We start from the raw sequence: 26,881 nt of genomic DNA, 5'->3' as shown, positions 1-26,881 counted from the left end.
ACACGCACTTAGCCAACAACCAGTGGCACCACGAAGGGTGCCTTTGTTTAACCGAAGCGAACATCCCGCCCGTGCGGTTCATCGAGATCCTGCCACGGGCCAATCGAAATAATTCCCGTTGGGTTGATGGTCTTATGGCTGCGGAAGTAGTGATTACGGATATGGTCGAAATTGACGGTTTCGGCTATTCCCGGCATCTGATAGATATCGCGCAGGAAGCCATACAAATTCAAGTAATCGCTGATACGGTGCTTATCGCACTTGAAGTGGGTGACATACACCGGATCAAAACGAACCAGCGTGGTCCACAGGCGAATATCGGCTTCGGTTAACTGGTTACCCGTCAGGAAGCGATGCTGCCCTAATATCTGTTCCAGACGCGCCAGTGATTCAAACACTTTCACCACCGCCTCGTCGTAGGCTTCCTGGCTGGTGGCAAAACCAGCTTTATAGACGCCATTATTTACGGTGTCGTATATCCAGCCGTTAAGTTCGTCAATTTTAGTTTGCAGTGCAGGAGGATAATAATCTCCCGCTTTCGCGCCCAGTGCATCAAACGCGGTATTGAACATACGGATGATTTCCGCTGATTCGTTGCTGACAATGGTGTGGTTCTTTTTGTCCCATAGCACGGGAACAGTGACTCGTCCGCTGTAGTGTGGATCAGCGTGGAGATAAAGCTGGTACAGGAATTCATGTTGATAGAGCGTGTCGCCGGTTGCACCCGGGAAACTGTCATCAAAGGTCCAGCCGTTTTCCAGCATCAGCGGATTCACCACGGAAACGGAAATAAACGGTTCCAGTCCTTTGAGTTTACGCATGATCAACGTGCGGTGCGCCCACGGGCAGGCGAGTGAAACATAGAGATGATAACGATCTTTTTCTGCGGCAAAACCGCCTTTGCCAGTAGGGCCTGGCGCGCCATCGGCAGTGAGCCAGTTACGAAATGCAGAAGCTGAACGTTGAAATTTACCGCCAGTGGATTTGGTGTCGTACCAGGTGTCATGCCAGACGCCGTCAATCAGTTGACCCATTTTTCTTTCCTCCAATAGCAAAAACGAGGAGCTTCCCCCTCGTTTTTTATCGTTAAGTATAGCGCGTGCTTACCACTTTTTATTCAGCAGACGGTCGATGCTATACGCGCCCGGTCCGGTAATCGCCAGCAGCAGGAATCCGCCAGAAATTGTCAGGTTTTTCATGAACATCAGCGAATTGACGCCTTCGGCAAAGTTGCTGTGAAATAAAAACGCCGTCAACAGTGTAAAGCCAGCGGTAAACAGCGCGGTGGTGCGAGTCAGGAAACCAAACAGGATTGCCAGACCACCACCAAACTCAAGCAGAATCACCAGCGGCAGCATAAAGCCCGGGACGCCCATTGCTTCCATATATTGTTGAGTACCAGCGTAGCCAGTAATTTTTCCCCAGCCTGCGGTAATGAACAGAATCGGCATTAAAATACGTGCTACCAGTACACCAACATCTTCTAATTTTTTCATCATACTCTCCACTGCGCCACTCAGGCTGCTGATTGTTTTTTTGTGCAAGGGCGCGGCATTAGCGTCATTGCTGTCGATGGAGAGAATAATAAACGTGGTGAATGCTGATTGTTAGCAAGGAAAACTGTCAAATTTTTTCAAAAAATTTGAGGGATAAGGCCGGAGTAGTTCCGGCCAGAGAGGAAGTTAACCGCGAAGCTGTTGCTGATTGAGGGTGGTTTTAACCAGACGCCACGCACTCCAGACGCCAAAACCGCGCCTGGCCCAGCGGACCAGCATATTCGGATGACGAATAGTCCAGATAGCCATCACGCTGCTGCCGACCAGCGCCCAGGAACGCAGGCTCAACAGCATATTCCAGCGGCGATCATAGGCACCCGTTGCCTCCAGCCAGTCACGCCGACTAGCGGAAAGATCCAGTCGTTGCTGCTGGATCTGACGAAGCAGTTGTGCCTTACGTTGTTCACGTTCGACTTTACTGCTCACGGGACTCCTCCTCGAGAAGTTGTCGATCGTTTGCCAGTTCGTGACGCGTATGGCGCAGCAAGGTGGATTTGCGCGACTTGCGTAACGTCCAGATACCGCCGATGAGTGCCAGAAGCAGCAACACCACAGTGGTGGCAATCATTGCATTCAGGCGATATTGCGGATCAACGGCCCAGATAATCAGCACCATCAGGCTCATAAGACCAAATGCAGCGAAAAGCATCGTCAGGCCGAGCATCAGTAAAAGCTGAAAGATATTGGCTTTTTCTTCTTCCAGTTCAACCACCGCCAGCCGCAGACGCGTCTCCACCATTTCGACCATGATGGTGACAATTCGCTGCCCGATGCCCAGAACGCTTTTACCGGGCCCTTGCGCGTGATGAGTTTCCGCCATAATTAACGACGCGACAGCAGAACGCCCAGCACCACGCCGATGGCTGCGCCAATACCAACCCCCGCCCACGTATTTTCACGCACATACTCATCGGCACGCGCCGCCGCTTCGCGGGTTTGTTTAGCAATCGCATCACCGGTTTCACCCAGACGATAGCGGCTCTGTTTCAGAGCCTGTTCCGCTTTGCTTCGAATCTTACTCAGCTCTTCTTTTGACTTTTCGCCAGAGGAGCTAAGCACCTCTTCCAGCGTATCGGACAGGGATTTCAACTCAGCACGCAGATGTTCCGTAGTGTGTTCTTTCGACATAGTTTTCTCCAGGTGAGTAAGTATTAACTATTGGGGATTAGTAGTCGCGCGCTTCCAGCTTTTTCAGCTCTTCCTGCGCTTCTGCTAGTTTCCGTTCGCGTTTAGCAATCTTATCCGCATCGCCTTTTTGTTTCGCCTCGGCTAAATCATGCTTGCGTTCTGCCACTTCATCTTTCTGCTTCGCGATTTTCTTTTGATGATCGGCACGCAACTGGTTATCTGAACAATTCGCCCGCACTTCACTAAGGGCTTTGTTCAGGCCGTTGATACGATTCTGGTTTTGATGTTTTTCGGCATAGCTGATCTCCTTAAGGATATTTTGCTCCTTTTCCTGACAAAGGGTAGTGGCATAACTACTGACACTAAGAGCAAAAAGAGAAACAGCTAAAGCGATGTGGTATTTCATTCTTGAACCTTCCATTGTGACTCGGACCCATTACAGAGGAACGATTGTCCAGACAACGAGGCGGTGGTATTAACCACCGCCTTATTAATCATAGACAGTAACGGTGAAATCACCAAAGTGAGTGATATGTTTCGGATAACAGGAAGTTATCCGAAGCGATGAGAATTATCCCGCAGCCGGGTCAGCCATTGCATGGCCTGATTATTATCGTCCTGCTGCGCAATGATGTAGCCATGAGGCAATGTTCTGTCGAGGACCGCTTTGGCGGCGGCACTTTGATCGCTGGAATCAAACGTAATCAACAGTGTGTCATTCTTAGGGGTGATGCTTTTGAAAGGAATGCCATGAGCATCAAGGTGATGCCAGATGGAAAAACCGTCCGGCATCGTCGTCCCTTGATGAATGGCGCGGATCGCCAGCGTGGATTCTTGTTGACGAACCGCAGACCAGGCCAGCAGCAGCGTGCCAGCCAGCAATATAGCAGCGCCGAACCAGGCTAGCTGGCGAAGCGACATGCGAGGTATTTGCATCCTTTACCCCCGATTTCCATATTTCTTTTTCCATAAAACAACAAGAGAACCTGCCAGGCCGAACACCAGCAGCACCACCGGGAGCAGCATCAGGCATGACATCAGCTGGTCCTCATACTTCAAAAATACCGGCGTCTTGCCGAGCATGTAACCTAAGGTTGTCAGGATCAATACCCACAGCAAACCGCTCATCCAGTTGAAGAACTGGAAGCGGGCGTTATTCAGCCCTGACAGTCCGGCAATGGTCGGCAGTAATGTTCTGACAAATGCGATAAAGCGACCAATTAACAGCGCAGATAAACCGTGTTTATGAAAAAGATGGTGTGCGCGTTGGTGGTAGTGCGCAGGTAAATGGGATAGCCAGTTTTGTACGGTGCGGGTATTGCCCAGCCATCGCCCCTGTATGTAGCTGACCCAGCAACCGAGGCTGGCAGCAACAGTTAGCAGCATAATGGTTTGCGGGTAACCCATTGCGCCTTTGGCAATCAATACACCGACCAACACCAGCAAGCTGTCGCCGGGTAAAAAGGCCGCTGGAAGCAAGCCGTTTTCGAGGAACAAAATCACAAACAAGACAAAATACAACATGCCAATCATCGACGGATTGGCCAGGGTTTCAAAATCCTGCGCCCACAGGGCTTGCAGCAATTGGGTCAAAAGTTCCATTCATTATTCCTGGTGAATCGGTTAACGCCACGCCGGTTTTAAATGATGCACACCCGTCAGGTTATTGCTGTTGTTGTATATATTGCGGGTCGAGACACCAATACGGCCTGAACTATTCCCTGTTAAAACGTGAGATAAGAAAACATTTAATAGCATAAATTCAAATTGAATCTAATTGTAACAAAGGTCAACGTTGTTCGTTATCAAAATTACATGTCCGTGGAGTCTGATTTTGCTGATTGCAGAGGAGGGTGGCGAGAGGATTTACACAGGCTGACACTTTATACTTTTCGCTTACTGATAAAGCGAACAGGCGCGTTGCTGCGCCTGTCAGAAATGGGAGTTTATTTGCTGCTGTTGGCCACAGTATCCAGATGAACGACAGGATTCTCGGCGAACAAATAGCGGTCGGCATTGAACTCGAAATCGTCACTGGTTTCGTTAAACAACATAATTTTGGTATTTTCCAGGTGCTGCCACATTGCAAGTTTGGCGGCATGAGGATCTTTGCGTATCAACGCTTTGAGGATCTGATCGTGGTCATCACACCAGTTATCGACGGTACGGGAATCAATGTGCTCGTGCAGTTTTTTCCAGTACGGGTTATGACTACGCTGGGTCCACATTTTCTCAACGATGGCAGCCAGTGCAGAGTTCTGCGTCGCTAATGCGACCTGAATATGAAACTGCAAATCCCACTCGGAATCACGGAAGCATTGTTCGCCGCGCGCCTGCTCCTGGATGGCCATCAGTTTCATGATGTCCTGCTTCGTTACCTGGGTTGCAGCAAACTCGGCAATATTGCTTTCGATAAGTTGACGTGCCTGGAGCAGTTCAAACGGACCGTAATTGGCAAATTCCATATTCGCGTCCGCCGCCTGCTGATGGCGAGGCTGGTTGGAAACCACATGAATTCCCGAGCCTTTGCGTACTTCTACATAGCCCTCGACTTCAAGCATGATGATGGCTTCACGAACCACGGTGCGGCTGACGTTTTTTTCATCAGAAATAAAACGTTCGGCGGGCAGTTTATCACCCACCAGATAGACGCCCTGCTCGATGCGCTCTTTCAGGTCAGCGGCGAGCTGTTGGTACAAACGGCGTGGTTCAGTGATTTCCATATGCGTCTCCCGGAGTGGAATGCGGACAAAGTTATCATACCACTTTATCTATGGGTATGCCATGGTAGTTTTATTACTGGTATTTATATGAAATTAATATATATATGTAATTTGTATCTTTATAAATTCCTAATTTTTAGCAAGTGATGTTGTCGCGTATCATATTTTTCAGTAAGTTAAGGGTAATTTCAATAAATAAGATTTATATGGCCAATATATTATTGTTTTGACATTTCCCGCCTCAATCAATCTAATGCACGCATTCGATAACTTTCGTAAAAGAAAATATCATTGTGAAATGCATAAGAGTTCCATTTATTCTGGTTTGTATTCTTTTTTCCTGTTCAATGCCAGGACAAGCAAATATGACGGTTTATCCTATGGCGGTTTCGATTAACAGTCAGGGAGAAGGAAGTGTTCGCGTAATATCGAAAACGAATGAAGTTCAATATATTAAAGCAACGGTATTTCGTATCGATAATCCTTCAACGGCACAAGAAAAAGAAGTTGAAGTGATATCTGGCGATGCGAACCAACTTGTAGTAATGCCACCCAAATTTGCTTTACCCGGCGGAAGCAGTAAGACCGTGCGTTTCGTGGCAATGGAACCTGAGCAAAAAGAAAAAAACTATCGGGTTAAATTTGAAGCCGTACCCAGCATTGATGATGCAACGGTTAATAAAAAAGATCTCGCCATGCAATTAACGGTTAACTTAATTTGGGGCATTGTTGTCAGCGTTCCCCCTCAGCAGCCTGTAGCGAAGTTAGATATCAGTGCCGATAATAAGTTAATTAATAATGGCAATCAACGTCTGAAAATATTAACCATTGACTATTGTAAGAATAATCGTTCTGTAAAATGTAGAACGCAGACCGTAAATAAAAATATCTTCCCTGGACAAGACAGGATGTTAGAAAGCATATCTGGCGACGAAAAAATCGTAGTCAAATATAATAACTGGATCACTAAGGATAATGGCGAGTTTGAGCTGGCGATCCATTAATTATCATTGTAATAAACAAAGGAATAATAATGAAAAAGGTATTTGCAAAATCTCTTCTGGTCGCTGCACTGTTTTCCGTTGCAGGCTCCGCGTTAGCAGTACAAAAGGATATTACTGTTACGGCTAACGTTGACGCCGCTCTGGACATGACTCAGACCGATAACACTGCGCTGCCGAAAGCAGTAGAAATGCAATATCTGCCGGGTCAGGGTCTGCAATCTTATCAGTTGATGACTAAAATCTGGTCAAATGACGTGACCAAAAACGTGAAAATGCAGTTAGTTTCCCCAGCGCAACTGGTTCAAAGTCTGGACGCTACCAAGATTGTTCCGCTGACAGTAACCTGGGGTGGCGAAGAAATTAAAGCTGATGCAGCAACCACTTTTACCGCAACCAAAATCTTTGCTTCCGATGCGTTAACTAACGGTTCTCTGGCTAAAAACCTGATGTTTGCTCAAACCACCAAAGGTGTTCTGGAAACAGGTATCTACCGTGGCGTAGTAAGCATTTATCTGTCCCAGGATATCTAATCCGGATAACAGAATTAACACGTAACAAAGGGGGGCGCGTCCTCCCTTATTTTAATTGTTTTAGTATTTGTTATGGATTACAGGATTGCCATGGATAAAAAATTACTGGCTATTTTTATCCTTGCTAGTCTCAGCCCTGCATGGGCAACATTAACCAAAATTCCCGCCGGATTTGAAGTTATTGCACAGGGGCAGCAGGAGTATATCGAGGTTTATTACGCCGGAAAAAGTCTCGGTAAATATTATGCAATGGTTAATCTTGATACCGTAACATTTCTGGACTCAACTGGTTTATACAACAAGCTGGAACTGGATGCGGAAGATCAAAAAATAGCGCAGATCGTTAAAGCGAGACTCTCACAGCCATTGGATCGTCATGGAGAAATGGCTTGCGGTTATTTGCGTACCGATTCAGGGTGTGGTTTTATCAATACTGATTCTGTTGAAATTATCTTTAACGATGAAGACAGTTCAGCAACGTTATTTATTAATCCGCAATGGAGTTCTATTTTTGACGCCAGATCCTTGTATTTAAATCCAGACAAAAATACGGTTAACGCCTTTATACATCAACAAGACATCAATGTGTTGGCACAGGATGATTATCAATCGTTGTCTCTGCAGGGTAAGGGCGCGCTGGGAATAACAGAAAATAGCTATATAGGCGCTCACTGGAATTTCAACGGCTATGATGCAGATGATGCCAGTGATAGTAATGCAGATGTCAGCGATCTCTATTATCGTTATGATTTTTTACGTCGCTATTATGTGCAGGCTGGTCGGATGGACAACCGCACACTATTTAATGCGCAAGGCGGAAACTTTACTTTTAACTTTTTGCCACTCGGCGCAATCGACGGAATGCGTATCGGGTCGACACTCAGCTATTTAAACCAGACGCAAAGCCAGCAGGGTACGCCGGTAATGATTCTGCTTTCGCGTAATTCACGTGTTGATGCCTGGCGCAATGAACAACTTCTGGGATCGTTCTATCTCAATAGTGGTTCGCAATTTATTGATACCAGTTCCTTTCCGCCAGGTAGCTACAGCGTGGCGTTAAAAGTCTATGAAAATAACCAACTCACCCGCACCGAGCTTGTGCCGTTTACCAAAACAGGCGGCCTGACTGATGGAAATGCGCAGTGGTTTTTACAGGCAGGGAAAACCACATCCCAGGCTGCCGATGACGAAAGTTCTGCTTATCAGTTGGGGGTGCGTCTGCCATTACATCCGCAATATGAGCTTTATGCAGGGCTGGCGAATGCCGATGATGTGAATTCATTCGAACTCGGTAATAACTGGACGTCGAGTTTAGGCGGGGCGGGGAATCTTGCTATCGGTGCCAGTCTGTTCCGCAATGATGATGGCGGCAAAGGTGATATGCAGCAGGTTAACTGGAGTAATTCGGGATGGCCGACGCTGGGCTTTTATCGCACCAACTCCGACGGTGATGTTTGTACAACCGACAGCAGAGAAAGCTACAACGCCTTAAGCTGTTATGAAAGTATTTCCGCGACGGTTTCACAGAATCTTATCGGCTGGAACATGATGCTGGGTTATACCCGCACGCAAAATAACACCGATGATAGTCTGCGTTGGGATAAACAGCAGAGCTTTGAAAATAACTATCTTCGCCAGACAACAGCGCAAAGTATCTCCGAAACTGTACAACTTAGTGCTTCCCGCGCTTTTGTGATGCGTGACTGGATTTTGAGTACTTCTGTCGGTGTTTTCCATCGTAATGACAACGGTGGCGATAATGACGACAACGGCTTGTACTTGTCGTTTTCGTTATCAGACACGCCAACGATGGACAGTAATAACAACAGCCATTCGACCAATGTTGCTACCGACTATCGCTATAGCGATCAGGATGGCGATCAAACGTCCTGGCAGTTATCGCATACCTTTTATAACGATTCATTCAGCCATAAAGAGCTTGGCGTGACCGTCGGCGGCCTGAACACCGATACCATAAACAGCGCAGTTAACGGTCGCTGGGATGGTCAATACGGTAATCTCTACGGCACCGTATCAGACAGTTACGATCGCAAGAATCATGATCATCTCTCTGCCTTTACAGGGACTTACAGGTCCACGCTGGCGGTGAGTCGTTACGGAATTAATCTGGGAGCCAGTGGAACAGATGATCTGCTCGGTGCGGTATTAGTAGATGTAAAAGGATTTACTGAACAAGATGAAGAGAGTCAGGATCTGCAAATCGAAGCGCGAGTGGCGGGCAGCAGAACGCTGCAACTGAGTCAAAGTGATAGCGTGTTATTTCCGTATCCGGGATTCCAGTCGGGCTTTGTGGAAGTTAACGACAGCAGCCAGGGTAATCAGCAAGGAACTACCAACATTATTAACGGTGCGGGTAATCGTGAGTTAATGTTGTTACCAGGCAAATTACGCTACCGCGAAGTATCAGCCAGCTTTAGCTACAACTATATTGGCCGCTTGTTATTGCCCGCTTCGGTAGAGAAATTCCCGTTGGTCGGTCTGAACAGCGCCATGCTGTTGGTCGCTGAAGACGGCGGATTTACCCTGGAGATCAGCGGTAACCAAAAAGAACTGTATCTGCTTTCCGGGCAGCAATTTCTTAAATGCCCACTCAACGTTTTAAAGAAACGTGCCAGCATTCGATATAGCGGGGATGTGAATTGTAGCATCGTGAGTTATTCGCAACTGCCAGAGTCCATTCAGCTACAGGCGCAGTTAAAACAGCCCAAATTACGAGAAAACGTACAGACGGCGCAAAGGGAGGTTGCACCATGAGAAATCGATTGATTGCCGTGATTTTGAGTTTATTTGGTGTGGTTACTGGTGCTCAGGCGGCAACTAACGTTACGGCTAATATAACCTACGATTTGGCAACTGGCAGGGCTGATTATTACTTCTGGAACAGGGAAGATCCACCAGCAGTAAATTACGGCACTACGTGGTCAAATTATCAGTGTAATTTTCCTGATTCGCAACAGACCTGCACTGCATCAGGCAACTCTTCTACTGTGCAGATTTATTTGACGGAGAAGCGCAGTGGTATGCGTTGGCCTGTCAAAATTAAAGGTTATATGGATGCTGAGGTCTGGAATCCTGGTGGGCCATGTAATGGATGGTCGACTCAAGTTGCTTTGACCAATGGTACTGGCTTTCAGTGTCGAAGTGATGCCGATGGTAGTGTTCAACATCTTGCGAATGCAAAGCCTTTAACGCTGTATCTTGAGCAAGCCGAAATGAAAAAATTACCAATCGGCGGCGTCTGGGAAGGTTCTGTTAAATTACGTTTTTCCTCTCCTGGAACGGATTATGTTGCAGATATCACGCTTAATACGCTCGACCCCAACCATATCGACATCTTCTTCCCGGAGTTCGCTCACGCCACGCCACGGGTACAGCTTGATCTACATCCGACAGGGAGCGTCAATGGCAGTAACTATGCTCAGGATCTGACCACACTGGATATGTGCCTGTACGATGGTTTTAACGGCAACGCCATCAGTTATGAAATCCAGCTTAAAGATGAAGGTCGCCCGGCAGCCGGACGAGGAGATGGCGACTTCTCGATCTATCGTCAGGGGGGAGCATCGACAGATGCCTCGGAACGTATTGATTACCGGGTAAAAATGTATAACCCGGAAACGGGCGGGCAAATTGACGTGCGCAATAATGAAAACATGGTCTGGAACAGCATTAACCTGAAGCGTGTTCGACCAGTTGTGTTGCCAGGTATTCGTTACGCCGTTATGTGCGTCCCCACGCCATTAACCCTGGTAGTCGATAAATTCAGCGTGATGGACAAACAGGCCGGGTACTACATGGGGAAACTATCGGTAATTTTTACTCCGTCTCTACCAACCATCAATTAACCCTGTAGGCCGGACAAACGCATAAACAACGAAGCCGCCAGAACAGGCGGCTTCGACATTAAAACTCACGCTAAGCGTTAATGTTGCGGGGCGGGATCGTTATGTGTTTCCTGCGCCACCTCAATCGCTGGTTTGTTCTGCAATACCGTCCAGATAACCAGCGCGCCTAACAGGTCGAACACTGCCAGCACTGCAAACAGCGGGCTGAAGCCGATGGTGTCAGCCAGTGCACCTACAACCAGCGCAAACAGCGTACTTGCCAGCCATGCAGACATCCCGGTCAGACCGTTTGCCGTTGCCACTTCGTTACGACCAAACACGTCAGAAGAGAGGGTAATCAGCGCGCCAGACAGTGCCTGGTGAGCAAAACCACCGATACACAGCAGCATAATCGCGACATACGGGTTGGTGAACAGACCGATCATACCTGGGCCAATCATCAGTACCGCACCCAGTGTTACCACCATCTTACGGGAAACAATCAGGTTCACACCAAACCAACGCTGGAACAGTGGCGGCAGGTAACCACCGAGGATACAACCAAGGTCAGCAAACAGCATTGGCATCCAGGCGAACATCGCGATCTCTTTCAGGTTAAAGCCGTAAACTTTAAACATGAACAGCGGGATCCACGCGTTGAAAGTACCCCAGGCCGGTTCAGCCAGGAAGCGCGGTAATGCGATACCCCAGAACTGACGGTTACGCAGGATCTGACCAACGGACATTTTCTTCGCCGCGCCAACCTGGTGCTGGGCTTCCTGACCATTAATAATGTAGTCGCGTTCTTCATCGGTCAGATGTTTCTGGTCGCGTGGATGTTTATAGAAAATCAGCCATGCCATCGCCCAGATAAAGCTCAGTGCACCGGAGATGATAAACGCCATCTGCCAGCTGTGCATCACGATTGCCCATACCACCAGCGGCGGCGCAATCATCGCACCAATTGAGGAACCAACGTTAAAGTAACCTACTGCGATGGAGCGTTCTTTCGCCGGGAACCATTCGGAACTGGCTTTCAGACCTGCAGGGATCATCGCTGCTTCTGCCGCACCTACCGCACCACGGGCAATCGCCAGACCGCCCCAGCTACCAGCCAGTGCAGTTGCGCCACAGAATACCGCCCACAGCACGGCAAACATTGCGTAACCGATTTTCGTCCCCAGAACATCCAGTACATAACCCGCTACAGGTTGCATGACCGTATATGCAGCAGAATAGGCTGCGATGATGTAGGAATACTGTTGGGTGGAGATGTTTAACTCTTCCATCAGAGTTGGTGCAGCTGCCGCCACAGTGTTACGCGTCAGGTAACCGAGCACGGTGCCGAGCGTCACCAATGCGATCATGTACCAACGTAACCCTTTAATTTTACGCATGTAAAACCTCATCGTTTTGTTATATCCGCAATAAGCGCGGTCATCATCCTGCCTGGGGCAGAGGATGTTAGTTACGACCGGATGACCGAAAAAAAAACCGGTACACCCCGAACGCTGCCATGAAAGTTTCGTGCTAATTCGGCTTCCGTACCGGTCAACCCAATTCATCTAACAAATGAATGAATCGGCAATTTGCATTCCGTCGACTTATGATTTGCGACGGCAGAAAGATAACTTGTCATACAACTTTAAAAGGTGAGAGCCATCACAAATGTGGGAATATTTGTAGGGGCATTACTGGATGAGAGCGAAGCCAGGACTGGCGCGGCTTGCAGAGGGATTTACCACTTTGAGAGTAATTTTTTTAACTACGTTTATTGATCTAACTCACGAAAATATCTTCGGGCTCTGGAAATTGGTGTGATAACTTTGTCAGCATCGCACCCTAAGCAAGCTAGCTCACTCGTTGAGAGGAAGACGATAATGACTCCGTTTATGACTGAAGATTTCCTGTTAGATACTGAATTTGCCCGCCGTCTGTATCACGACTACGCAAAAGACCAGCCGATTTTCGACTACCACTGCCATTTACCGCCGCAGCAAATCGCAGAAGACTATCGCTTTAAGAATCTGTATGACATCTGGCTGAAAGGCGACCACTACAAATGGCGTGCAATGCGTACCAATGGTGTTGCTGAGCGCCTGTGTACTGGTGATGCATCTGACCGTGAGAAGTTTGATGCCTGGGCGGCGACCGTTCCGCACACGATCGGTAACCCGTTATACCACTGGACGCACCTCGAACTGCGTCGTCCGTTTGGCATCACTGGCAAACTGCTGTCTCCGTCTACTGCAGATGAAATCTGGAACGAATGTAACGAACTGCTGGCGCAGGACAAATTCTCCGCGCGCGGCATCATGCAGCAGATGAACGTGAAAATGGTCGGCACCACCGACGACCCGATCGACTCTCTGGAGCATCACGCAGAGATTGCCAAAGACGGCTCTTTCACTATTAAAGTGCTGCCGAGCTGGCGTCCGGATAAAGCCTTCAACATTGAACAGGCGACCTTTAACGACTACATGGCGAAGCTGGGTGAAGTTTCCGATACCGACATTCGCCGCTTTGCAGACCTGCAAACTGCCCTGACCAAACGTCTGGATCACTTCGCGGCTCACGGCTGTAAAGTCTCTGACCACGCGCTGGACGTGGTGATGTTTGCCGAAGCGAACGAAGCGGAACTGGATAGCATCCTGGCACGCCGTCTGGCTGGCGAAACCCTGAGTGAGCATGAAGTCGCACAGTTCAAAACTGCGGTGCTGGTATTCCTGGGCGCCGAATATGCGCGTCGCGGCTGGGTACAGCAGTACCACATTGGCGCGCTGCGTAATAACAACCTGCGTCAGTTCAAACTGCTGGGGCCGGATGTAGGCTTTGACTCCATCAACGACCGTCCGATGGCGGAAGAACTGTCTAAGCTGCTGAGCAAACAGAACGAAGAAAACCTGCTGCCGAAAACCATTCTCTACTGCCTGAACCCGCGCGATAACGAAGTGCTGGGCACCATGATCGGTAACTTCCAGGGCGAAGGTATGCCAGGCAAAATGCAGTTCGGTTCCGGCTGGTGGTTTAACGATCAGAAAGACGGTATGGAACGTCAGATGACCCAACTGGCGCAGCTCGGTCTGCTGAGCCGCTTTGTCGGTATGCTGACTGACAGCCGTAGCTTCCTGTCATACACCCGTCACGAGTACTTCCGCCGCATTCTGTGCCAGATGATTGGCCGCTGGGTGGAAGCGGGCGAAGCGCCGGCGGACATCAACCTGCTGGGCGAGATGGTGAAAAATATTTGCTTTAACAATGCGCGTGACTACTTCGCCATTGAACTGAACTAAGGTCTGGGGTTGATATGCAATACATCAAGATCCATGCGCTGGATAACGTCGCGGTCGCTTTAGCGGATTTGGCTGAAGGCACAGAAATCAGTGTCGATAACCAGACCGTAACGCTGCGCCAGGATGTTGCTCGTGGACATAAATTTGCGTTAACGGATATCGCAAAAGGGGCCAACGTCATCAAATATGGCCTGCCGATTGGTTATGCATTGGCGGATATTGCGGCGGGGGAACACGTTCACGCCCACAATACGCGCACGAATCTGAGCGATCTGGATCAGTATCGCTATCAACCTGATTTTCAGGATCTGCCTGCGCAAGCGGCAGATCGTGAAGTGCAGATCTATCGTCGCGCTAACGGTGATGTCGGGGTACGTAACGAGTTGTGGATCCTGCCGACCGTGGGCTGCGTCAACGGCATCGCGCGACAGATCCAGAACCGTTTTTTGAAAGAGACGAACAACGCTGAAGGTACTGACGGCGTGTTCCTCTTCAGCCACACCTACGGCTGCTCGCAGCTGGGCGACGATCACATTAATACCCGCACCATGCTGCAAAACATGGTGCGTCATCCGAACGCAGGCGCCGTGTTGGTCATTGGTCTGGGCTGTGAAAACAACCAGGTTGATGCTTTCCGTGAAACGCTGGGCGATATCGATCCTGAACGCGTTCACTTCATGATCTGCCAACAGCAGGATGATGAGATTGAAGCCGGGATCGAGCATCTGCATCAGCTGTATAACGTGATGCGCAACGATAAACGCGAGCCAGGCAAACTCAGCGAACTGAAGTTTGGTCTGGAGTGCGGTGGTTCTGACGGTCTTTCCGGTATTACTGCTAACCCAATGCTGGGGCGTTTCTCTGACTATGTGATTGCTAACGGCGGCACTACCGTGCTGACCGAAGTACCGGAAATGTTCGGCGCAGAGCAATTGCTGATGGACCATTGTCGCGATGAAGCGACGTTTGAAAAACTGGTCACCATGGTCAACGACTTCAAACAGTACTTTATTGCCCATGACCAGCCGATCTACGAAAACCCATCGCCGGGGAACAAAGCGGGTGGTATCACCACGCTGGAAGATAAATCTCTCGGCTGTACCCAGAAAGCGGGCTCCAGCCAGGTGGTAGACGTGCTGCGCTACGGCGAACGTTTGAAAACACCAGGGCTGAACCTGTTAAGTGCACCGGGTAACGATGCCGTAGCGACCAGCGCCCTGGCGGGTGCGGGCTGCCACATGGTGCTGTTTAGTACCGGTCGCGGCACGCCGTATGGTGGTTTCGTGCCGACGGTTAAAATCGCCACCAACAGCGAACTGGCAGCGAAGAAAAAACACTGGATCGACTTTGACGCGGGTCAGCTGATCCACGGTAAAGCGATGCCGCAGTTGCTGGAAGAATTTATCGATACCATCGTTGAGTTTGCCAACGGTAAGCAAACCTGCAACGAGCGTAACGACTTCCGCGAACTGGCGATCTTTAAAAGCGGCGTAACGCTGTAAAGTCGAAATAAGTTGTGAATAATAAACGGCGTTTCATAATGTGAAGCGCCGTTTAAGGTTGTTGATAAACGCATAATTGCCTGATGCGCTTCGCAATATAGTAAAGTTGCACGATCTTGTAGGCTGGATAAGGCGTTTACGTCGCATCCGGCAAGAAATGAGATGCACTTTGTCAGCAATCTGAAGCGGCGTTTCTAACTCGAAGCGCCGTTTGCTTTTCCATACCTGCTAAGGATTTATCATGACCGCGTATTGGCTGGCCCAGGGCGTGGGTGTCATCGCCTTTCTGATTGGTATTACAACATTCTTCAACCGCGATGAACGTCGCTTCAAAATTCAGCTTTCCATCTATAGCGTATTTATCGGCATACATTTTTTCCTGATGGGCGTCTTCCCGGCGGGGGCCAGCTCAATCCTCAATGCTATCCGTACGTTAATTACTCTGCGTACCCGTAGTTTATGGATAATGGCGATCTTCATCGTGCTGACGGGAGGAGTTGGTCTGGCGAAGTTCCATCATCCGATGGAGCTGCTGCCGGTCATTGGCACGATTGTCAGTACCTGGGCGCTATTTCGCTTTAAAGGGCTGACCATGCGCTGCGTGATGTGGTTTTCTACTTGTTGCTGGTTAACTCACAACATCTGGGCCGGGTCGATTGGCGGCACGATGATTGAAGGTAGTTTTCTACTGATGAATGGCCTGAATATCATTCGTTTCTGGCGGATGCAGAAAAGGGGAATTGATCCATTTAAAGTAGAGAAAACCCCTTCCGCCGTTGACGAAAGGGGCTAAGTATTAATTACGCAGGGCGCTATTTGCCAGACGCTCGTCTTCCGCCTGGCACGCGGCTGCGGTGAACAGCACGTCAGTTGAAGAGTTCAGCGCGGTTTCGCAGGAGTCCTGCAATACGCCGATGATAAAGCCGACGGCAACCACCTGCATGGCGATATCGTTCGAAATACCGAACATATTACAGGCCAGCGGGATCAGCAGCAGAGAACCCCCCGCCACGCCGGATGCGCCACAGGCGCACAGAGAAGCCACTACGCTCAACAGCAGCGCTGTGGGTAGATCGACCGGAATACCCAGCGTATTAACCGCAGCCAGCGTCAACACGGTAATGGTGATTGCTGCGCCTGCCATATTGATGGTGGCACCCAGCGGAATAGAAACGGAATAGGTATCGCGGTCCAGATTCAGCTTTTCACACAATGCCATGTTTACTGGAATATTCGCCGCCGAGCTACGGGTGAAAAAGGCGTACACGCCGCTTTCGCGCAGGCACAGCAGCACCAGCGGGAACGGGTTACGACGAATTTTCCACCACACCAGCAATGGGTTAACCACCAGCGCCACCAGCAACATACAGCCAACCAGCACGACCAGCAGTTGCGCGTAGCCCCACAGTGTGGAGAAACCGGTGGTTGCCAGCGTAGAAGAAACCAGACCAAAAATACCGATTGGTGCGAAACGAATTACCAGTTTCACCATAAAGGTAACGGCATTCGACATATCGTTGACCAGGTTTTTGGTGGTTTCGTTACCGTGACGCAGAGCGAAACCAAGGCCAATGGCCCACACCAGAATCCCGATGTAGTTACCTTTCAGCAGAGCCTCAATAGGGTTAGAAACCATGCTCAACACCAGCCCACGCATCACTTCCACGATGCCTGACGGCGGGGAAATATCGCCCGCGCTACTGGACAAATGCAGGGTCGAAGGGAAGGCGAAGCTGAAAACGACTGCGGCCAGTGCGGCAGAGAAAGTACCCAGCAGATAGAGGAACAAAATAGGGCGGATATTGGTTTTCTGCCCGTGCTGGTGGTTAGCGATGGAAGCCATTACCAGCATCAGCACCAGAATTGGCGCTACAGCTTTCAATGCGCCAACGAATAACGTGCCTAACAGACCAACAGCTTCAGCCGCCGGTTTTGAGATCCATGCCAGGAGAATCCCCAGAACAAGGCCGACCAGGATTTGTTTTACCAGGCTGCCATGAGCCAGACGCCGGAATAGCCCCGGTGAACGTTGCGTAGTCATTTTTCGATCCTTTCATTGTGTTATCGCACATCCCTGGTGCGTTCTGTCGACGCATCTTTCAGGATGTAACAAAGTGTTTGCAAGGTCGAGTATAAGGAAAGTTACAGCTTCGGGAAGCGAAAAATGCTGGATTTTAAAGGGAGGTCATGTTTTGCAACTTAATGGTTACATTTGTTTGACATATTCGTGGGTAAAGCAAACTGGCATCTCCTGATCCTTGATTAGGTTTAGTTGTGTTTGTTGCAGACTGATAAACCGCACCGGTGTTGGTGGCGTCAAAATCGCCGAGGCGTTCCCTGAAGGCCGGGGCAGCCCACATGGATGTGGGCTGAGGGCGCGTTTTACAGGGATGTTACCTCGCGCCCGTACCCGATAGCCGGAAGGGATAAGCTGAGGGCACCGCGCAGCGGCGATTTTGTTCGCCAGAGCCCGGGGGTGCAGGGGGAGGAGGCGATTGTCCTCCCCCTGCGCGCTCCTTGCGCCAGTGACTTTATATGGCATTGCACTGAAAAGGAGCGCAACCAGAAGAGAACATCACATAGTTGTGCCTGACCTAGTGGTGTATGCGTTTTAATGCGAATTATTCTACCCGCTGCTTATCATGCCGATAATTCACCCAGGCGTTGATAATAAACGTCATCACCAGAATGCCAAACACCACGCCCAGCGAGACGGCGATCGGAATATGGTAGAAGTCGACAATCAGCATCTTGATACCGATAAACACCAGAATCACCGCCAGGCCATATTTGAGCATCGAGAAACGCTCTGCTACGCCCGCCAGCAGGAAATACATCGCACGCAGGCCGAGGATCGCAAACAAGTTTGAGGTCAGCACAATAAACGGGTCGGTAGTCACGGCGAAGATAGCCGGAATGCTATCCACGGCGAAAATCACGTCGCTCAACTCCACCAGAATCAGCACCAGCATCAGCGGCGTGGCATACAACAAGCCATTCTTACGCACAAAGAAATGCTCGTTGTCGATGGTGTCGGTCATACGCAAATGACCGCGCAACCAGCGCACCAACGGCTTGTCGCCAATCCCTGATTCATCTTCATGGGCGAGCGCCATCTTCACGCCGGTAAACAGCAGGAAGGCGCCGAAGATATACAGGATCCAGTCGAACTGAGAAATCAGCCAACTACCGGTGAAGATCATGATGGTACGCAGAACAATCGCTCCGAGCACGCCATACACCAGCACGCGGCGTTGTAATGCTGCCGGAACAGAGAAATAGCTGAACAACATCAGCCAGACAAAGACGTTATCGACCGCCAGCGATTTCTCAATCAGATAACCTGTGAGGAAGGCCAGCGCCTGCGGGTCCGCGACTTCGCGCCCCTGTGTCTGAGCCAGATACCACCAGAAAGCGGCATTAAACAGTAACGACAGCGTCACCCAGACCAGTGACCAGGCCGCAGCCTGTTTCATGGTCATGGCATGCGCGCCACGACGCCCCTGTAATAACAGGTCGATAGCCAGCATAATGGCGACAACAACAGCAAATCCGCCCCATAGCAACGGCGTGCCGACAGTATTCATAGAAGTTCCTTACACATAAAAAAAACGGCCAACGTCGGAAGACGTCAGCCGCTGCTTTTTATGCATAGACCTCGCCTTCCGGCAAGGTCTCACTTACAACAAAAAAGGAATACGTCTGCGTATTCCTTTCAGATTGGTGACAAAGTGCCTGCGTTTATGCCGGATGCGGCGTGAACGCCTTATCCGGCCTACAAAATCATGCAAATTCAAAAGATTGCAGGAACTATGTAGGCCTGATAAGCGTAGCGCATCAGGCAATTTCGCGTTTGTCATCAGTCTCAAAAGAATACGTCTGCGTATTCCTTTCGGGTTGCCCGGTGACCGGATGTGGTTTTTCACACATCGTAATGACGATCGACCGGCAATGAAGTTACTCCCCTTTGCAGGTAACAAAGTATGACAGACCATTCATCCAGTCAATGGTCTGTTACATGCCTTTTACACTGCTTTACGGTAACAATTATAGATTTACGCTATCAGCCGGAAAAACGACCCCAGTCTGGCGGCGGATCTCAGTCAGCAGTTTGGCGGTAATGCGACTGACCGCCAGCCCCGGATGATTAATCAGATGCTCATCCACCAGTTCAGCAAACAGCTCTGCTTCGTAGAGCATGGTATTAATATGCTGCGGTTGGGTGAGATCCTGCATCTGGCTGCCGCGCGGTACAAAGCAGACTTTCTGGCATTCAGAGAGTTTTTCAATCACCAGCGATCCCGCTTCGCCCTGAATCTCGCTTGCCAGGACAGAATCACTGACTTTTGAGTGCTGCAATGTAACGCTGAAATCACCGTAATCCATCACCACCACGCCGTGGGCATCCACGCCGCTTGCCAGTAAACTGGCGCTCGCCTGTACGCTGTTCGGCTCACCAAATAACGCCACCGCCGACGCCAGGCAGTAAAAGCCGATATCCATAATCGAACCGTTAGAGAACGCCGGATTGAAGGTGTTGGGATTCTCACCATCCAGATAGCGTTGATAACGCGAGGAATACTGGCAGTAGTTGAAAAAGACTTTCCGCAGTTTGCCGACTTTTGGCAGCGCCTGGCGTAACAGATGAAAGTTAGGCAGGCAGGCCGTTTTAAATGCTTCAAACAGCACCACCTGATTTTCCCGCGCACAGGCAATGGCCGCATCCACTTCCGCCAAATTCGACGCCAGTGGTTTCTCGCAAATCACATGGATTTTGTGGCTCAGAAAAAGCTGCGTCTGGGAAAAGTGCAGGGCGTTCGGGCTGGCAATATACACCGCGTCAATAGCATCGCTTTCCGCCATTGCTTCCAGCGACGTAAACAGATGCTCGACAGAAAACTCATTGGCGAAGTGCTGGGCCTGTTCAAGGCTGCGGGAATAGACGGCGGTTAACTTATATTTACCGCTTTCATGTGCGGCCTCGATGAACTGGTGAGTGATCCAGTTCGTACCAATCACGGCGAAACGTATCATAACGCGGGGATACTCCATAAAGGGATTCTGCCGTCAATGTAGCACGCCTTTTTCATCTTCGACGTGCGCGGATACGCATTATTTCTGCGCCGGACAACCATGCTCACTAAACGGGCCAATCATGACCGACGGTCCGAGATATTTTGGCTGGCGATGGAGGATTTTTGCGTCTACCACCGCTCTAACCCTGGCGAGTTTCTCCCGCAGCTGAGTATACAAACCATGCTTCATATTCAGGTCTGGCGCGTTAAACCCGATAGCATCGATGCCGTACTGTTTTGCCAGCCAGATGGCGCGTTGGTTATGAAATTCCTGCGAAATAATGGTGATATGGTTTTCCCCAAACACTTTATTGGCACGTACCACTGAATCAAGCGTTGAGAATCCGGCATAGTCACAGAAGATCACTTTTGCCGGTATGCCCTTAGCGATCAAAGCCTGCTGCATGCCTGACGCTTCATCGTAATTTTTACGTCCGTTATCGCCACTGACCAGTAACCATTTTACTTTTCCTGCGTGGTACAACTCTGCGGCGGTATCAATGCGTCGGGTAAAGTAGCGATTACCCGGTCTCGCCCCCAGCAATAAACCCACGTTACGTGCCGGAACGGCGTTGACGTCACTCCAGGTGAGTTGTTGGCTGGCGTTGACCATTGCCCGATCGGCGATAAAAATCGTCGCGCCTGCTACAAGCAACAATAAACAGGTAATTTTGAGAGTCCGGCGAGAAAAACAAATGCGGCGAAGGAGGCGGGCAAATGCGCGCAGCATGGTCGTTATCCTTAACGATAGAGGGGAGGTCGATTTTAGGCGCTAAAGGAGGAAAAGATAGCGCCTGAGATCATTTTCAGATTTTGGCCTGCTCAAGCGTAAGCTGCGTCAGCCACAGGCGAGTGTCGAACTCAAGCTGGTGGTACTGCGGTTCCATATGGCAGCACAACTGATAGAACGCTTTGTTGTGCTCTTTCTCTTTCAGATGCGCCAGTTCATGGACGACGATCATACGTAAAAACGGTTCCGGCGCATTGCGAAACACGGTGGCGACGCGGATCTCCGCCTTCGCTTTCAGCTTGCCGCCCTGCACACGTGAAACAGCGGTATGTAACCCGAGTGCGTTTTTCAGCACGTGGATCTTATTGTCATACATCACTTTATTGATCGGCGGGGCATTGCGCAGAAACTGATTTTTCAGATCCTGAGTATATTGCCAGAGGGCTTTATCGGTGGCGTAGTCGTGCGTTCCCGGATAGCGTTTTGCCAGCACATCACCCAGACGCTGTTCATTAATCAGCGTGCGCACCTGGGAAAGCAGTTGCTCGGGATAACCCTGAAGATAAGTAAGATTGCTCATAACCGCCCACGAAAAAGAGAAAAAGGGTATACTCACGCACCCTTTTCAGGGGCAACGTCGAAATTTTATCATTCAGGAGGGCCGATGAGCCACTTAGACAACGGTTTCCGTTCACTGACACTACAACGTTTTCCGGCGACGGATGACGTTAACCCGCTACAGGCGTGGGAAGCGGCGGATGAATATTTGCTGCAACAGTTGGACGATACAGAAATCCGCGGCCCGGTGTTAATCCTGAATGATGCTTTTGGCGCGTTAAGCTGTGCGCTGGCGGAACATAAGCCGTACAGCATCGGCGACTCATACATCAGCGAACTGGCGACGCGTGAGAATTTACGCCTCAACGGGATTGATGAGTCGAGCGTGAAGTTTCTCGACAGTACCGCTGACTACCCGCAACAGCCGGGCGTGGTGCTGATCAAAGTACCGAAAACACTGGCATTGCTGGAACAGCAACTGCGCGCACTGCGCAAAGTGGTCACGTCGGATACACGTATTATTGCCGGTGCCAAAGCCCGTGACATTCACACTTCCACGCTGGAACTGTTCGAAAAAGTACTTGGCCCGACCACCACCACGCTGGCATGGAAAAAAGCGCGCCTGATTAACTGTACATTCAACGAGCCGCCGCTGGCTGATGCACCACAGACGGTTAGCTGGAAGCTGGAAGGTACTGACTGGACTATCCACAACCATGCGAATGTCTTCTCCCGCACCGGACTGGATATTGGCGCGCGCTTCTTTATGCAACATCTGCCGGAGAATCTCGAAGGTGAGATTGTCGATCTCGGCTGTGGTAACGGCGTTATTGGCCTGACGCTGCTTGATAAAAACCCGCAGGCGAAAGTGGTGTTTGTCGATGAATCGCCGATGGCGGTTGCTTCCAGCCGTTTGAACGTTGAAACCAACATGCCTGAGGCGTTGGATCGCTGCGAATTTATGATCAACAACGCGCTCTCCGGCGTGGAGCCTTTCCGCTTTAATGCTGTGCTCTGCAACCCGCCGTTTCACCAGCAACATGCGCTGACCGATAACGTCGCATGGGAGATGTTCCACCACGCCCGCCGCTGCCTGAAAATCAACGGCGAGCTGTATATCGTTGCCAACCGCCATCTGGATTACTTCCACAAACTGAAGAAAATTTTCGGCAACTGCACCACTATTGCCACGAATAATAAATTTGTGGTGCTGAAAGCGGTGAAGTTGGGGCGTCGTCGATAAGATTTATGCGCAATGCCGGATTGTGGTTGAAATACCCGATCCGGTAATTGAATTTATTGTTATTCCATTATTTTTAATCTGTTAATTTAAATAAAATAATTCTAAATAGAAGAGGTCTGTTTAAGGACTTTTTTGTCTGGTTGTCATTCTATATTCTTAACGATCTTCATCAGCATATCATTGATTGGAATAATTATGGATAAATATATTTTGCTAGGACTTGCTGTTACTGTTCCTGTTGCTCTGACGTGGGCGTGGATGGATGTAAAAAGAAAACGTAAAAAAAGAGACAATGCTCCACTGCTAAATGATACGATGCGTTATGTTAATGGAACGCACCTTGTAATTACAGTATTAAATCGCGGTGATTATCGGTTATTAGCGGGCCATGAGTATAATAAAGATAATCGTTTTACTGCAAAAGGTCGTTGTAAACGATTCTGGGGGGTAAAAGACATATCTGCGGGTATGGAGATGGTCCAGTCACTTGTTGATGGCCGCCATAACGAACAATTTCTCCAGGAGTTTAATCATCTAACTGAAAATGTCATAAATTTAGATACAGAGCAAAACTGGCAAACATTATTCGAAAATCTCACTGATAAAAAATTACTGCCTAAAATGAGAGTAATGCATGATGCTCTTCTTGATTTTGGCAACAATGCGATTCTCGCATGGGATTTAAGTCGAGCAAATCATTTATTAGCGGATTACTATTTAGCAGGATGGATAGATGAACAACGTTATATGAAAGAAGTCTTTGATGTAACATCAAAAATTCAGAAAAGTTTTTCATCATGGAACGAATTTAATAAAAGCTATTTATATGGTTATCTTTGGTGGAGTGGGGAAGATCAACAACATGATCTTAAAAAATTAGGCTGCTATCACAATAGAGTCGTGATTATAAATAAACATCAGGATGTGGCTAACAGTCCATTTAAGTTAGACTGGAATACACCATTAAAAATAGAAAAGTCACCCTATGCTTGAATTAATTGTGTAAGGAAAAAATGATTGCGATTGCCGACATCTTGCAAGCAGGAGAAAAGCTAACCGCTGTGGCACCTTTTCTGGCGGGTATCCAGAACGAAGAACAATACGCCCAGGCGCTGGAACTGGTCGATCATCTGCTGCTCAACGATCCTGAAAACCCCTTGCTGGATCTGGTGTGTGCCAAAATCACAGCGTGGGAAGAATCAGCGTCTGAATTTGCTGAATTTAATGCCATGGCTCAAGCCATGCCTGGCGGTGTTGCTGTGATTCGTACCCTGATGGATCAATACGGTTTAACCCTTTCTGATCTTCCGGAAATTGGCAGTAAATCGATGGTGTCACGCGTTTTGAACGGGAAGAGAAAATTAACGCTGGAACACGCTAAAAAACTGGCAACGCGATTCGGCATTTCTCCCGCCTTGTTTATTGATTAATACGACCTGCCGGATGCGGCGTGAACGCCTTATCCGGCCTACGTTCAGCACGTTACCCCCAGGCCGGATAAGACGCGGCAAGCGTCTCATCCGGCACCTCAATGCACGATTTAAATCTCCAGCGCAAGCCGTGTTCCCTGGGCAATCGCTCGCCGTGCGTCCAGCTCCATAGCCACGTCGCAGCCGCCAATCAAATGCACGGTTTTTCCTGCATCGATTAAGGGTTGTGCCAGCGCGCGGTTTGGCTCCTGCCCCGCGCAGATCACCACATGATCTACCGCCAAAATTTGCGGTTCACCGTTGATCACCACATGCAGCCCGTCATCGTCGATCTTCTGATAACTTACGCCAGGGATCATTTTCACGCCGCGCGAGAGCAGGGTGGTGCGATGAATCCAGCCGGTGGTTTTGCCCAACCCTTGTCCTGGTTTGCTGGCTTTGCGTTGGAGCATCACGATTTGTCGTGGACTACGGGGGATCTGCATTCCCTGCGGGCTTAAGCCACCAGCCTGTTGCAGGCTACTGTCGATCCCCCACTCATTACAGAACTCGGCGATGTTCTGGCTGGTGGATTCACCCGGCTGACTCAAATACATCGCCGTATCAAAACCAATTCCGCCACAACCGATAATGGCGACTTTGTTGCCCACCGGCGTTTTGTCGCGCAGGACATCGATATAACTCAACACCTTCGGATGATCGATCCCGTCAATGGGCGGAATGCGCGGTACGATCCCGCTGGCAAGGATCGTTTCATCAAACGCCTGTAACTGCTCCGCCGTCACGGTGTGATTGAGTTTTAGCATCACGCCCGTCACTTCGATCATCCTGCGGTAGTAGCGCAATGTTTCGTAAAACTCCTCTTTGCCGGGGATCTGTTTGGCGATATTAAACTGCCCGCCGATCTCGCTGTGCGCATCAAACAATGTTACCTGATGCCCACGCGCCGCCGCGTTAATGGCAAACGCCAGCCCAGCAGGTCCCGCACCGACCACCGCCAGATTTTTTTTCTGCATGGCGGGAAGGAGCGGCATTTTGGTTTCATGGCAGGCGCGAGGATTCACCAGGCACGAGGTGACTTTGCCAACGAAGATCTGATCGAGGCAGGCCTGGTTGCAGCCAATGCAGGTGTTGATTTCATCGGCTCGCCCCGATTGCGCTTTTGACAGCAGCTCGGCATCAGCAAGAAACGGTCGCGCCATCGATACCATATCCGCATCACCGCGCGAGAGAATATCGTCGGCAACCTGCGGATCGTTAATTCGGTTGGTGGTCACCAGTGGCAGCGAAACGTGGCCTTTCAGTTTGCGCGTGACCCAGCTAAATGCCCCGCGCGGCACCGGTGTGGCGATGGTCGGAATCCGCGCTTCGTGCCAGCCTATTCCGGTGTTGATAATGGTTGCGCCCGCAGCTTCAATGGCCTGCGCCAGTTCTACCGTTTCTGCAAAAGTCCCGCCGCCTTCTACCAGGTCGAGCATCGACAGCCGGTAGATAATAATGAAGTCGTTGCCAACGCGTTCGCGCACCGCACGCACTACTTCTACGGCAAATCGCATCCGGTTGCGGTAATCGCCGCCCCACAGGTCGCTACGCTGATTGGTGCGCAGTGTCAGAAATTCGTTGATCAAATACCCTTCGGAACCCATCACCTCTACGCCATCGTATCCGGCTTCTCGCGCCAGTTGCGCACAGCGGGCGAAATTGTCGATCAGTTGCAGGATTTCTTCGTGGCTTAACTCATGGGGAACGAAGCGGTTGATTGGCGCCTGCAGTGCGGAGGGAGCGACCAGATGCGGCTGGTAGCTGTAGCGCCCGGTATGCAAAATTTGCAGGGCAATTTTGCCGCCTTCCTGATGTACGGCTTCGGTAATGGTGCGATGGTGTGGGATCTGGCTGACGTCGTTGAGCATTGCGCCACCTTCCATGCCAACGCCTGTTAAATCTGGTGCAATGCCGCCGCTGACGATCAGCGCCACGCCGTGACGGGCGCGTTCAGCATAAAACGCCGACAGCCGCTCGGCACCGTCTGGATATTCCTCCAGCCCGGTGTGCATTGAGCCCATCAACACACGGTTTTTTAACGTGGTGAAGCCTAAATCAAGCGGGGCGAACAGCGACGGGTAGCTCATAAAATTGTCCAGTATGTAAAATAATTGTTATGTGGTCGGATGAGTTCTAATTTAGCCGTCGCCGGAGAAAAGGGAAAAGGGGAATGCGGGGTTTGTGATGGGATTCAAAAAGAATACGCCCGGGGGTAACGCCGG

General features: G+C 49.9%; 27 protein-coding genes. 10 read left to right on the top strand and 17 right to left on the bottom strand.

From position 1 onward, the window contains the following. Window positions 1-47: 47 nt before the first annotated feature. From yqjG to exuR, 10 genes are all read right to left on the bottom strand, one after another. Window positions 48-1,034 (bottom strand): glutathionyl-hydroquinone reductase YqjG, encoded by a 987-nt coding sequence (yqjG, locus tag FEM44_RS06585; RefSeq protein WP_130210378.1) that lies wholly within the window; start codon window positions 1,032-1,034, stop codon window positions 48-50. A gap of 69 nt (window positions 1,035-1,103) precedes the next feature. Continuing rightward, on the bottom strand, window positions 1,104-1,496 hold the full coding sequence (locus tag FEM44_RS06580) for a DoxX family protein (protein WP_000732240.1): 393 nt from the start codon (window positions 1,494-1,496) through the stop codon (window positions 1,104-1,106). A 186-nt stretch (window positions 1,497-1,682) separates the two neighbouring features. Continuing rightward, entirely contained in the window at window positions 1,683-1,982 is a 300-nt protein-coding gene (locus FEM44_RS06575) for a YqjK-like family protein (protein WP_130218279.1), read from the bottom strand. Then, window positions 1,972-2,376, bottom strand: a complete 405-nt coding sequence (locus tag FEM44_RS06570) for a phage holin family protein (protein ID WP_130223850.1) — start codon at window positions 2,374-2,376, stop codon at window positions 1,972-1,974. Before FEM44_RS06570 ends, FEM44_RS06575 begins: the two co-directional genes overlap by 11 nt. A gap of 2 nt (window positions 2,377-2,378) precedes the next feature. Further along, on the bottom strand, window positions 2,379-2,684 hold the full coding sequence (locus FEM44_RS06565; protein WP_135523959.1) for a DUF883 family protein: 306 nt from the start codon (window positions 2,682-2,684) through the stop codon (window positions 2,379-2,381). Between the two features lie 37 nt (window positions 2,685-2,721). Continuing rightward, window positions 2,722-3,090 carry a DUF1090 family protein YqjC gene (gene yqjC / locus FEM44_RS06560; RefSeq protein ID WP_135523960.1) on the bottom strand — a complete coding sequence of 123 codons (369 nt, stop codon included), beginning with the start codon at window positions 3,088-3,090 and terminating at the stop codon, window positions 2,722-2,724. A gap of 146 nt (window positions 3,091-3,236) precedes the next feature. After that, window positions 3,237-3,620 carry an EnvZ/OmpR regulon moderator MzrA gene (gene mzrA, locus FEM44_RS06555; RefSeq protein ID WP_130210390.1) on the bottom strand — a complete coding sequence of 128 codons (384 nt, stop codon included), beginning with the start codon at window positions 3,618-3,620 and terminating at the stop codon, window positions 3,237-3,239. A gap of 3 nt (window positions 3,621-3,623) precedes the next feature. Further along, window positions 3,624-4,286, bottom strand: a complete 663-nt coding sequence (yqjA, locus tag FEM44_RS06550) for a DedA family general envelope maintenance protein YqjA (protein WP_064529586.1) — start codon at window positions 4,284-4,286, stop codon at window positions 3,624-3,626. Between the two features lie 21 nt (window positions 4,287-4,307). Next, on the bottom strand, window positions 4,308-4,442 hold the full coding sequence (locus tag FEM44_RS25970) for a hypothetical protein (RefSeq protein ID WP_441316611.1): 135 nt from the start codon (window positions 4,440-4,442) through the stop codon (window positions 4,308-4,310). A gap of 188 nt (window positions 4,443-4,630) precedes the next feature. Next, on the bottom strand, window positions 4,631-5,407 hold the full coding sequence (exuR, locus tag FEM44_RS06545) for a transcriptional regulator ExuR (protein ID WP_064529587.1): 777 nt from the start codon (window positions 5,405-5,407) through the stop codon (window positions 4,631-4,633). A 347-nt stretch (window positions 5,408-5,754) separates the two neighbouring features. Here exuR and FEM44_RS06540 point away from each other — a divergent pair, with 347 nt between their 5' ends. The 4 genes from FEM44_RS06540 (at window position 5,755) to FEM44_RS06525 (ending at window position 10,807) form a co-directional block, all read left to right on the top strand. Continuing rightward, window positions 5,755-6,411, top strand: coding sequence for a fimbria/pilus periplasmic chaperone (locus FEM44_RS06540; protein WP_167850689.1), 657 nt, complete (start codon window positions 5,755-5,757; stop codon window positions 6,409-6,411). Window positions 6,412-6,440: 29 nt separating this feature from the next. Further along, complete coding sequence (locus FEM44_RS06535; protein ID WP_135523961.1) at window positions 6,441-6,941, top strand: CS1 type fimbrial major subunit; 501 nt, start codon at window positions 6,441-6,443, stop codon at window positions 6,939-6,941. Between the two features lie 90 nt (window positions 6,942-7,031). Next, entirely contained in the window at window positions 7,032-9,716 is a 2,685-nt protein-coding gene (locus tag FEM44_RS06530; RefSeq protein ID WP_135523962.1) for a TcfC E-set like domain-containing protein, read from the top strand. Then, window positions 9,713-10,807, top strand: coding sequence for a CfaE/CblD family pilus tip adhesin (locus tag FEM44_RS06525; protein WP_135523963.1), 1,095 nt, complete (start codon window positions 9,713-9,715; stop codon window positions 10,805-10,807). The genes FEM44_RS06530 and FEM44_RS06525 overlap by 4 nt, the downstream gene beginning before the upstream one ends. Before the next feature lie 77 nt (window positions 10,808-10,884). Here the strand turns inward: FEM44_RS06525 and exuT are convergent, their stop codons facing one another. Continuing rightward, a complete protein-coding gene (gene exuT, locus FEM44_RS06520; RefSeq protein ID WP_130218273.1) occupies window positions 10,885-12,183 on the bottom strand; it encodes a hexuronate transporter ExuT in 1,299 nt (432 codons plus the stop codon). 483 nt (window positions 12,184-12,666) lie between these two features. Here exuT and uxaC point away from each other — a divergent pair, with 483 nt between their 5' ends. The 3 genes from uxaC (at window position 12,667) to FEM44_RS06505 (ending at window position 16,374) form a co-directional block, all read left to right on the top strand. After that, the gene (gene uxaC, locus FEM44_RS06515; protein WP_053292087.1) at window positions 12,667-14,079 is read left to right on the top strand and encodes a glucuronate isomerase; all 1,413 of its coding nucleotides are present in this window, start codon (window positions 12,667-12,669) and stop codon (window positions 14,077-14,079) included. 14 nt (window positions 14,080-14,093) lie between these two features. Next, window positions 14,094-15,581, top strand: a complete 1,488-nt coding sequence (gene uxaA / locus FEM44_RS06510; protein WP_130218271.1) for an altronate dehydratase — start codon at window positions 14,094-14,096, stop codon at window positions 15,579-15,581. Window positions 15,582-15,822: 241 nt separating this feature from the next. Beyond that, window positions 15,823-16,374, top strand: a complete 552-nt coding sequence (locus tag FEM44_RS06505) for a YgjV family protein (protein ID WP_135523964.1) — start codon at window positions 15,823-15,825, stop codon at window positions 16,372-16,374. 3 nt (window positions 16,375-16,377) lie between these two features. Here FEM44_RS06505 and sstT read toward each other — a convergent pair whose 3' ends face one another. The 5 genes from sstT to FEM44_RS06480 form a co-directional block, all read right to left on the bottom strand. Then, window positions 16,378-17,622, bottom strand: coding sequence for a serine/threonine transporter SstT (gene sstT, locus FEM44_RS06500; protein WP_135523965.1), 1,245 nt, complete (start codon window positions 17,620-17,622; stop codon window positions 16,378-16,380). A 580-nt stretch (window positions 17,623-18,202) separates the two neighbouring features. Beyond that, on the bottom strand, window positions 18,203-19,168 hold the full coding sequence (gene alx, locus FEM44_RS06495) for a TerC family membrane protein Alx (protein WP_001098791.1): 966 nt from the start codon (window positions 19,166-19,168) through the stop codon (window positions 18,203-18,205). 460 nt (window positions 19,169-19,628) lie between these two features. Continuing rightward, entirely contained in the window at window positions 19,629-20,615 is a 987-nt protein-coding gene (locus FEM44_RS06490; RefSeq protein ID WP_135523968.1) for a Gfo/Idh/MocA family protein, read from the bottom strand. 78 nt (window positions 20,616-20,693) lie between these two features. Beyond that, on the bottom strand, window positions 20,694-21,386 hold the full coding sequence (locus FEM44_RS06485; RefSeq protein ID WP_135523969.1) for a SanA/YdcF family protein: 693 nt from the start codon (window positions 21,384-21,386) through the stop codon (window positions 20,694-20,696). Between the two features lie 76 nt (window positions 21,387-21,462). Then, window positions 21,463-21,966 carry a M48 metallopeptidase family protein gene (locus FEM44_RS06480; RefSeq protein ID WP_130259073.1) on the bottom strand — a complete coding sequence of 168 codons (504 nt, stop codon included), beginning with the start codon at window positions 21,964-21,966 and terminating at the stop codon, window positions 21,463-21,465. An 84-nt stretch (window positions 21,967-22,050) separates the two neighbouring features. Here FEM44_RS06480 and rlmG point away from each other — a divergent pair, with 84 nt between their 5' ends. The 3 genes from rlmG (at window position 22,051) to higA (ending at window position 24,617) form a co-directional block, all read left to right on the top strand. After that, window positions 22,051-23,187, top strand: a complete 1,137-nt coding sequence (gene rlmG, locus FEM44_RS06475; RefSeq protein ID WP_000018683.1) for a 23S rRNA (guanine(1835)-N(2))-methyltransferase RlmG — start codon at window positions 22,051-22,053, stop codon at window positions 23,185-23,187. Window positions 23,188-23,382: 195 nt separating this feature from the next. Next, on the top strand, window positions 23,383-24,180 hold the full coding sequence (locus FEM44_RS06470) for a DUF1266 domain-containing protein (protein WP_138158947.1): 798 nt from the start codon (window positions 23,383-23,385) through the stop codon (window positions 24,178-24,180). Window positions 24,181-24,200: 20 nt separating this feature from the next. Then, window positions 24,201-24,617: a type II toxin-antitoxin system antitoxin HigA gene (gene higA / locus FEM44_RS06465; protein WP_135523970.1), complete on the top strand. Its 417-nt coding sequence runs from the start codon at window positions 24,201-24,203 to the stop codon at window positions 24,615-24,617. A gap of 110 nt (window positions 24,618-24,727) precedes the next feature. Here higA and fadH read toward each other — a convergent pair whose 3' ends face one another. Further along, window positions 24,728-26,746: an NADPH-dependent 2,4-dienoyl-CoA reductase gene (gene fadH, locus FEM44_RS06460; protein ID WP_135523971.1), complete on the bottom strand. Its 2,019-nt coding sequence runs from the start codon at window positions 26,744-26,746 to the stop codon at window positions 24,728-24,730. Window positions 26,747-26,881 lie beyond the last annotated feature (135 nt).

It is taken from the genome of Escherichia sp. E4742 (genome assembly GCF_005843885.1).
GTDB lineage: Bacteria > Pseudomonadota > Gammaproteobacteria > Enterobacterales > Enterobacteriaceae > Escherichia.
This window is presented reverse-complemented; position numbering and strand designations above follow the sequence as displayed.

Bases quoted from the DNA above. Each gene is read 5' to 3' on its own strand.
- yqjG (WP_130210378.1), bottom strand. From the start codon at position 1,034: ATGGGTCAACTGATTGACGGCGTCTGGCATGACACCTGGTACGACACC.
- FEM44_RS06580 (WP_000732240.1), bottom strand. From the start codon at position 1,496: ATGAAAAAATTAGAAGATGTTGGTGTACTGGTAGCACGTATTTTAATG.
- FEM44_RS06570 (WP_130223850.1), bottom strand. From the start codon at position 2,376: ATGGCGGAAACTCATCACGCGCAAGGGCCCGGTAAAAGCGTTCTGGGC.
- FEM44_RS06565 (WP_135523959.1), bottom strand. From the start codon at position 2,684: ATGTCGAAAGAACACACTACGGAACATCTGCGTGCTGAGTTGAAATCC.
- yqjC (WP_135523960.1), bottom strand. From the start codon at position 3,090: ATGAAATACCACATCGCTTTAGCTGTTTCTCTTTTTGCTCTTAGTGTC.
- mzrA (WP_130210390.1), bottom strand. From the start codon at position 3,620: ATGCAAATACCTCGCATGTCGCTTCGCCAGCTAGCCTGGTTCGGCGCT.
- yqjA (WP_064529586.1), bottom strand. From the start codon at position 4,286: ATGGAACTTTTGACCCAATTGCTGCAAGCCCTGTGGGCGCAGGATTTT.
- FEM44_RS25970 (WP_441316611.1), bottom strand. From the start codon at position 4,442: ATGCTATTAAATGTTTTCTTATCTCACGTTTTAACAGGGAATAGTTCA.
- exuR (WP_064529587.1), bottom strand. From the start codon at position 5,407: ATGGAAATCACTGAACCACGCCGTTTGTACCAACAGCTCGCCGCTGAC.
- FEM44_RS06540 (WP_167850689.1), top strand. From the start codon at position 5,755: ATGCCAGGACAAGCAAATATGACGGTTTATCCTATGGCGGTTTCGATT.
- FEM44_RS06535 (WP_135523961.1), top strand. From the start codon at position 6,441: ATGAAAAAGGTATTTGCAAAATCTCTTCTGGTCGCTGCACTGTTTTCC.
- FEM44_RS06530 (WP_135523962.1), top strand. From the start codon at position 7,032: ATGGATAAAAAATTACTGGCTATTTTTATCCTTGCTAGTCTCAGCCCT.
- FEM44_RS06525 (WP_135523963.1), top strand. From the start codon at position 9,713: ATGAGAAATCGATTGATTGCCGTGATTTTGAGTTTATTTGGTGTGGTT.
- exuT (WP_130218273.1), bottom strand. From the start codon at position 12,183: ATGCGTAAAATTAAAGGGTTACGTTGGTACATGATCGCATTGGTGACG.
- uxaC (WP_053292087.1), top strand. From the start codon at position 12,667: ATGACTCCGTTTATGACTGAAGATTTCCTGTTAGATACTGAATTTGCC.
- uxaA (WP_130218271.1), top strand. From the start codon at position 14,094: ATGCAATACATCAAGATCCATGCGCTGGATAACGTCGCGGTCGCTTTA.
- FEM44_RS06505 (WP_135523964.1), top strand. From the start codon at position 15,823: ATGACCGCGTATTGGCTGGCCCAGGGCGTGGGTGTCATCGCCTTTCTG.
- sstT (WP_135523965.1), bottom strand. From the start codon at position 17,622: ATGACTACGCAACGTTCACCGGGGCTATTCCGGCGTCTGGCTCATGGC.
- alx (WP_001098791.1), bottom strand. From the start codon at position 19,168: ATGAATACTGTCGGCACGCCGTTGCTATGGGGCGGATTTGCTGTTGTT.
- FEM44_RS06490 (WP_135523968.1), bottom strand. From the start codon at position 20,615: ATGATACGTTTCGCCGTGATTGGTACGAACTGGATCACTCACCAGTTC.
- FEM44_RS06485 (WP_135523969.1), bottom strand. From the start codon at position 21,386: ATGCTGCGCGCATTTGCCCGCCTCCTTCGCCGCATTTGTTTTTCTCGC.
- FEM44_RS06480 (WP_130259073.1), bottom strand. From the start codon at position 21,966: ATGAGCAATCTTACTTATCTTCAGGGTTATCCCGAGCAACTGCTTTCC.
- rlmG (WP_000018683.1), top strand. From the start codon at position 22,051: ATGAGCCACTTAGACAACGGTTTCCGTTCACTGACACTACAACGTTTT.
- FEM44_RS06470 (WP_138158947.1), top strand. From the start codon at position 23,383: ATGGATAAATATATTTTGCTAGGACTTGCTGTTACTGTTCCTGTTGCT.
- higA (WP_135523970.1), top strand. From the start codon at position 24,201: ATGATTGCGATTGCCGACATCTTGCAAGCAGGAGAAAAGCTAACCGCT.
- fadH (WP_135523971.1), bottom strand. From the start codon at position 26,746: ATGAGCTACCCGTCGCTGTTCGCCCCGCTTGATTTAGGCTTCACCACG.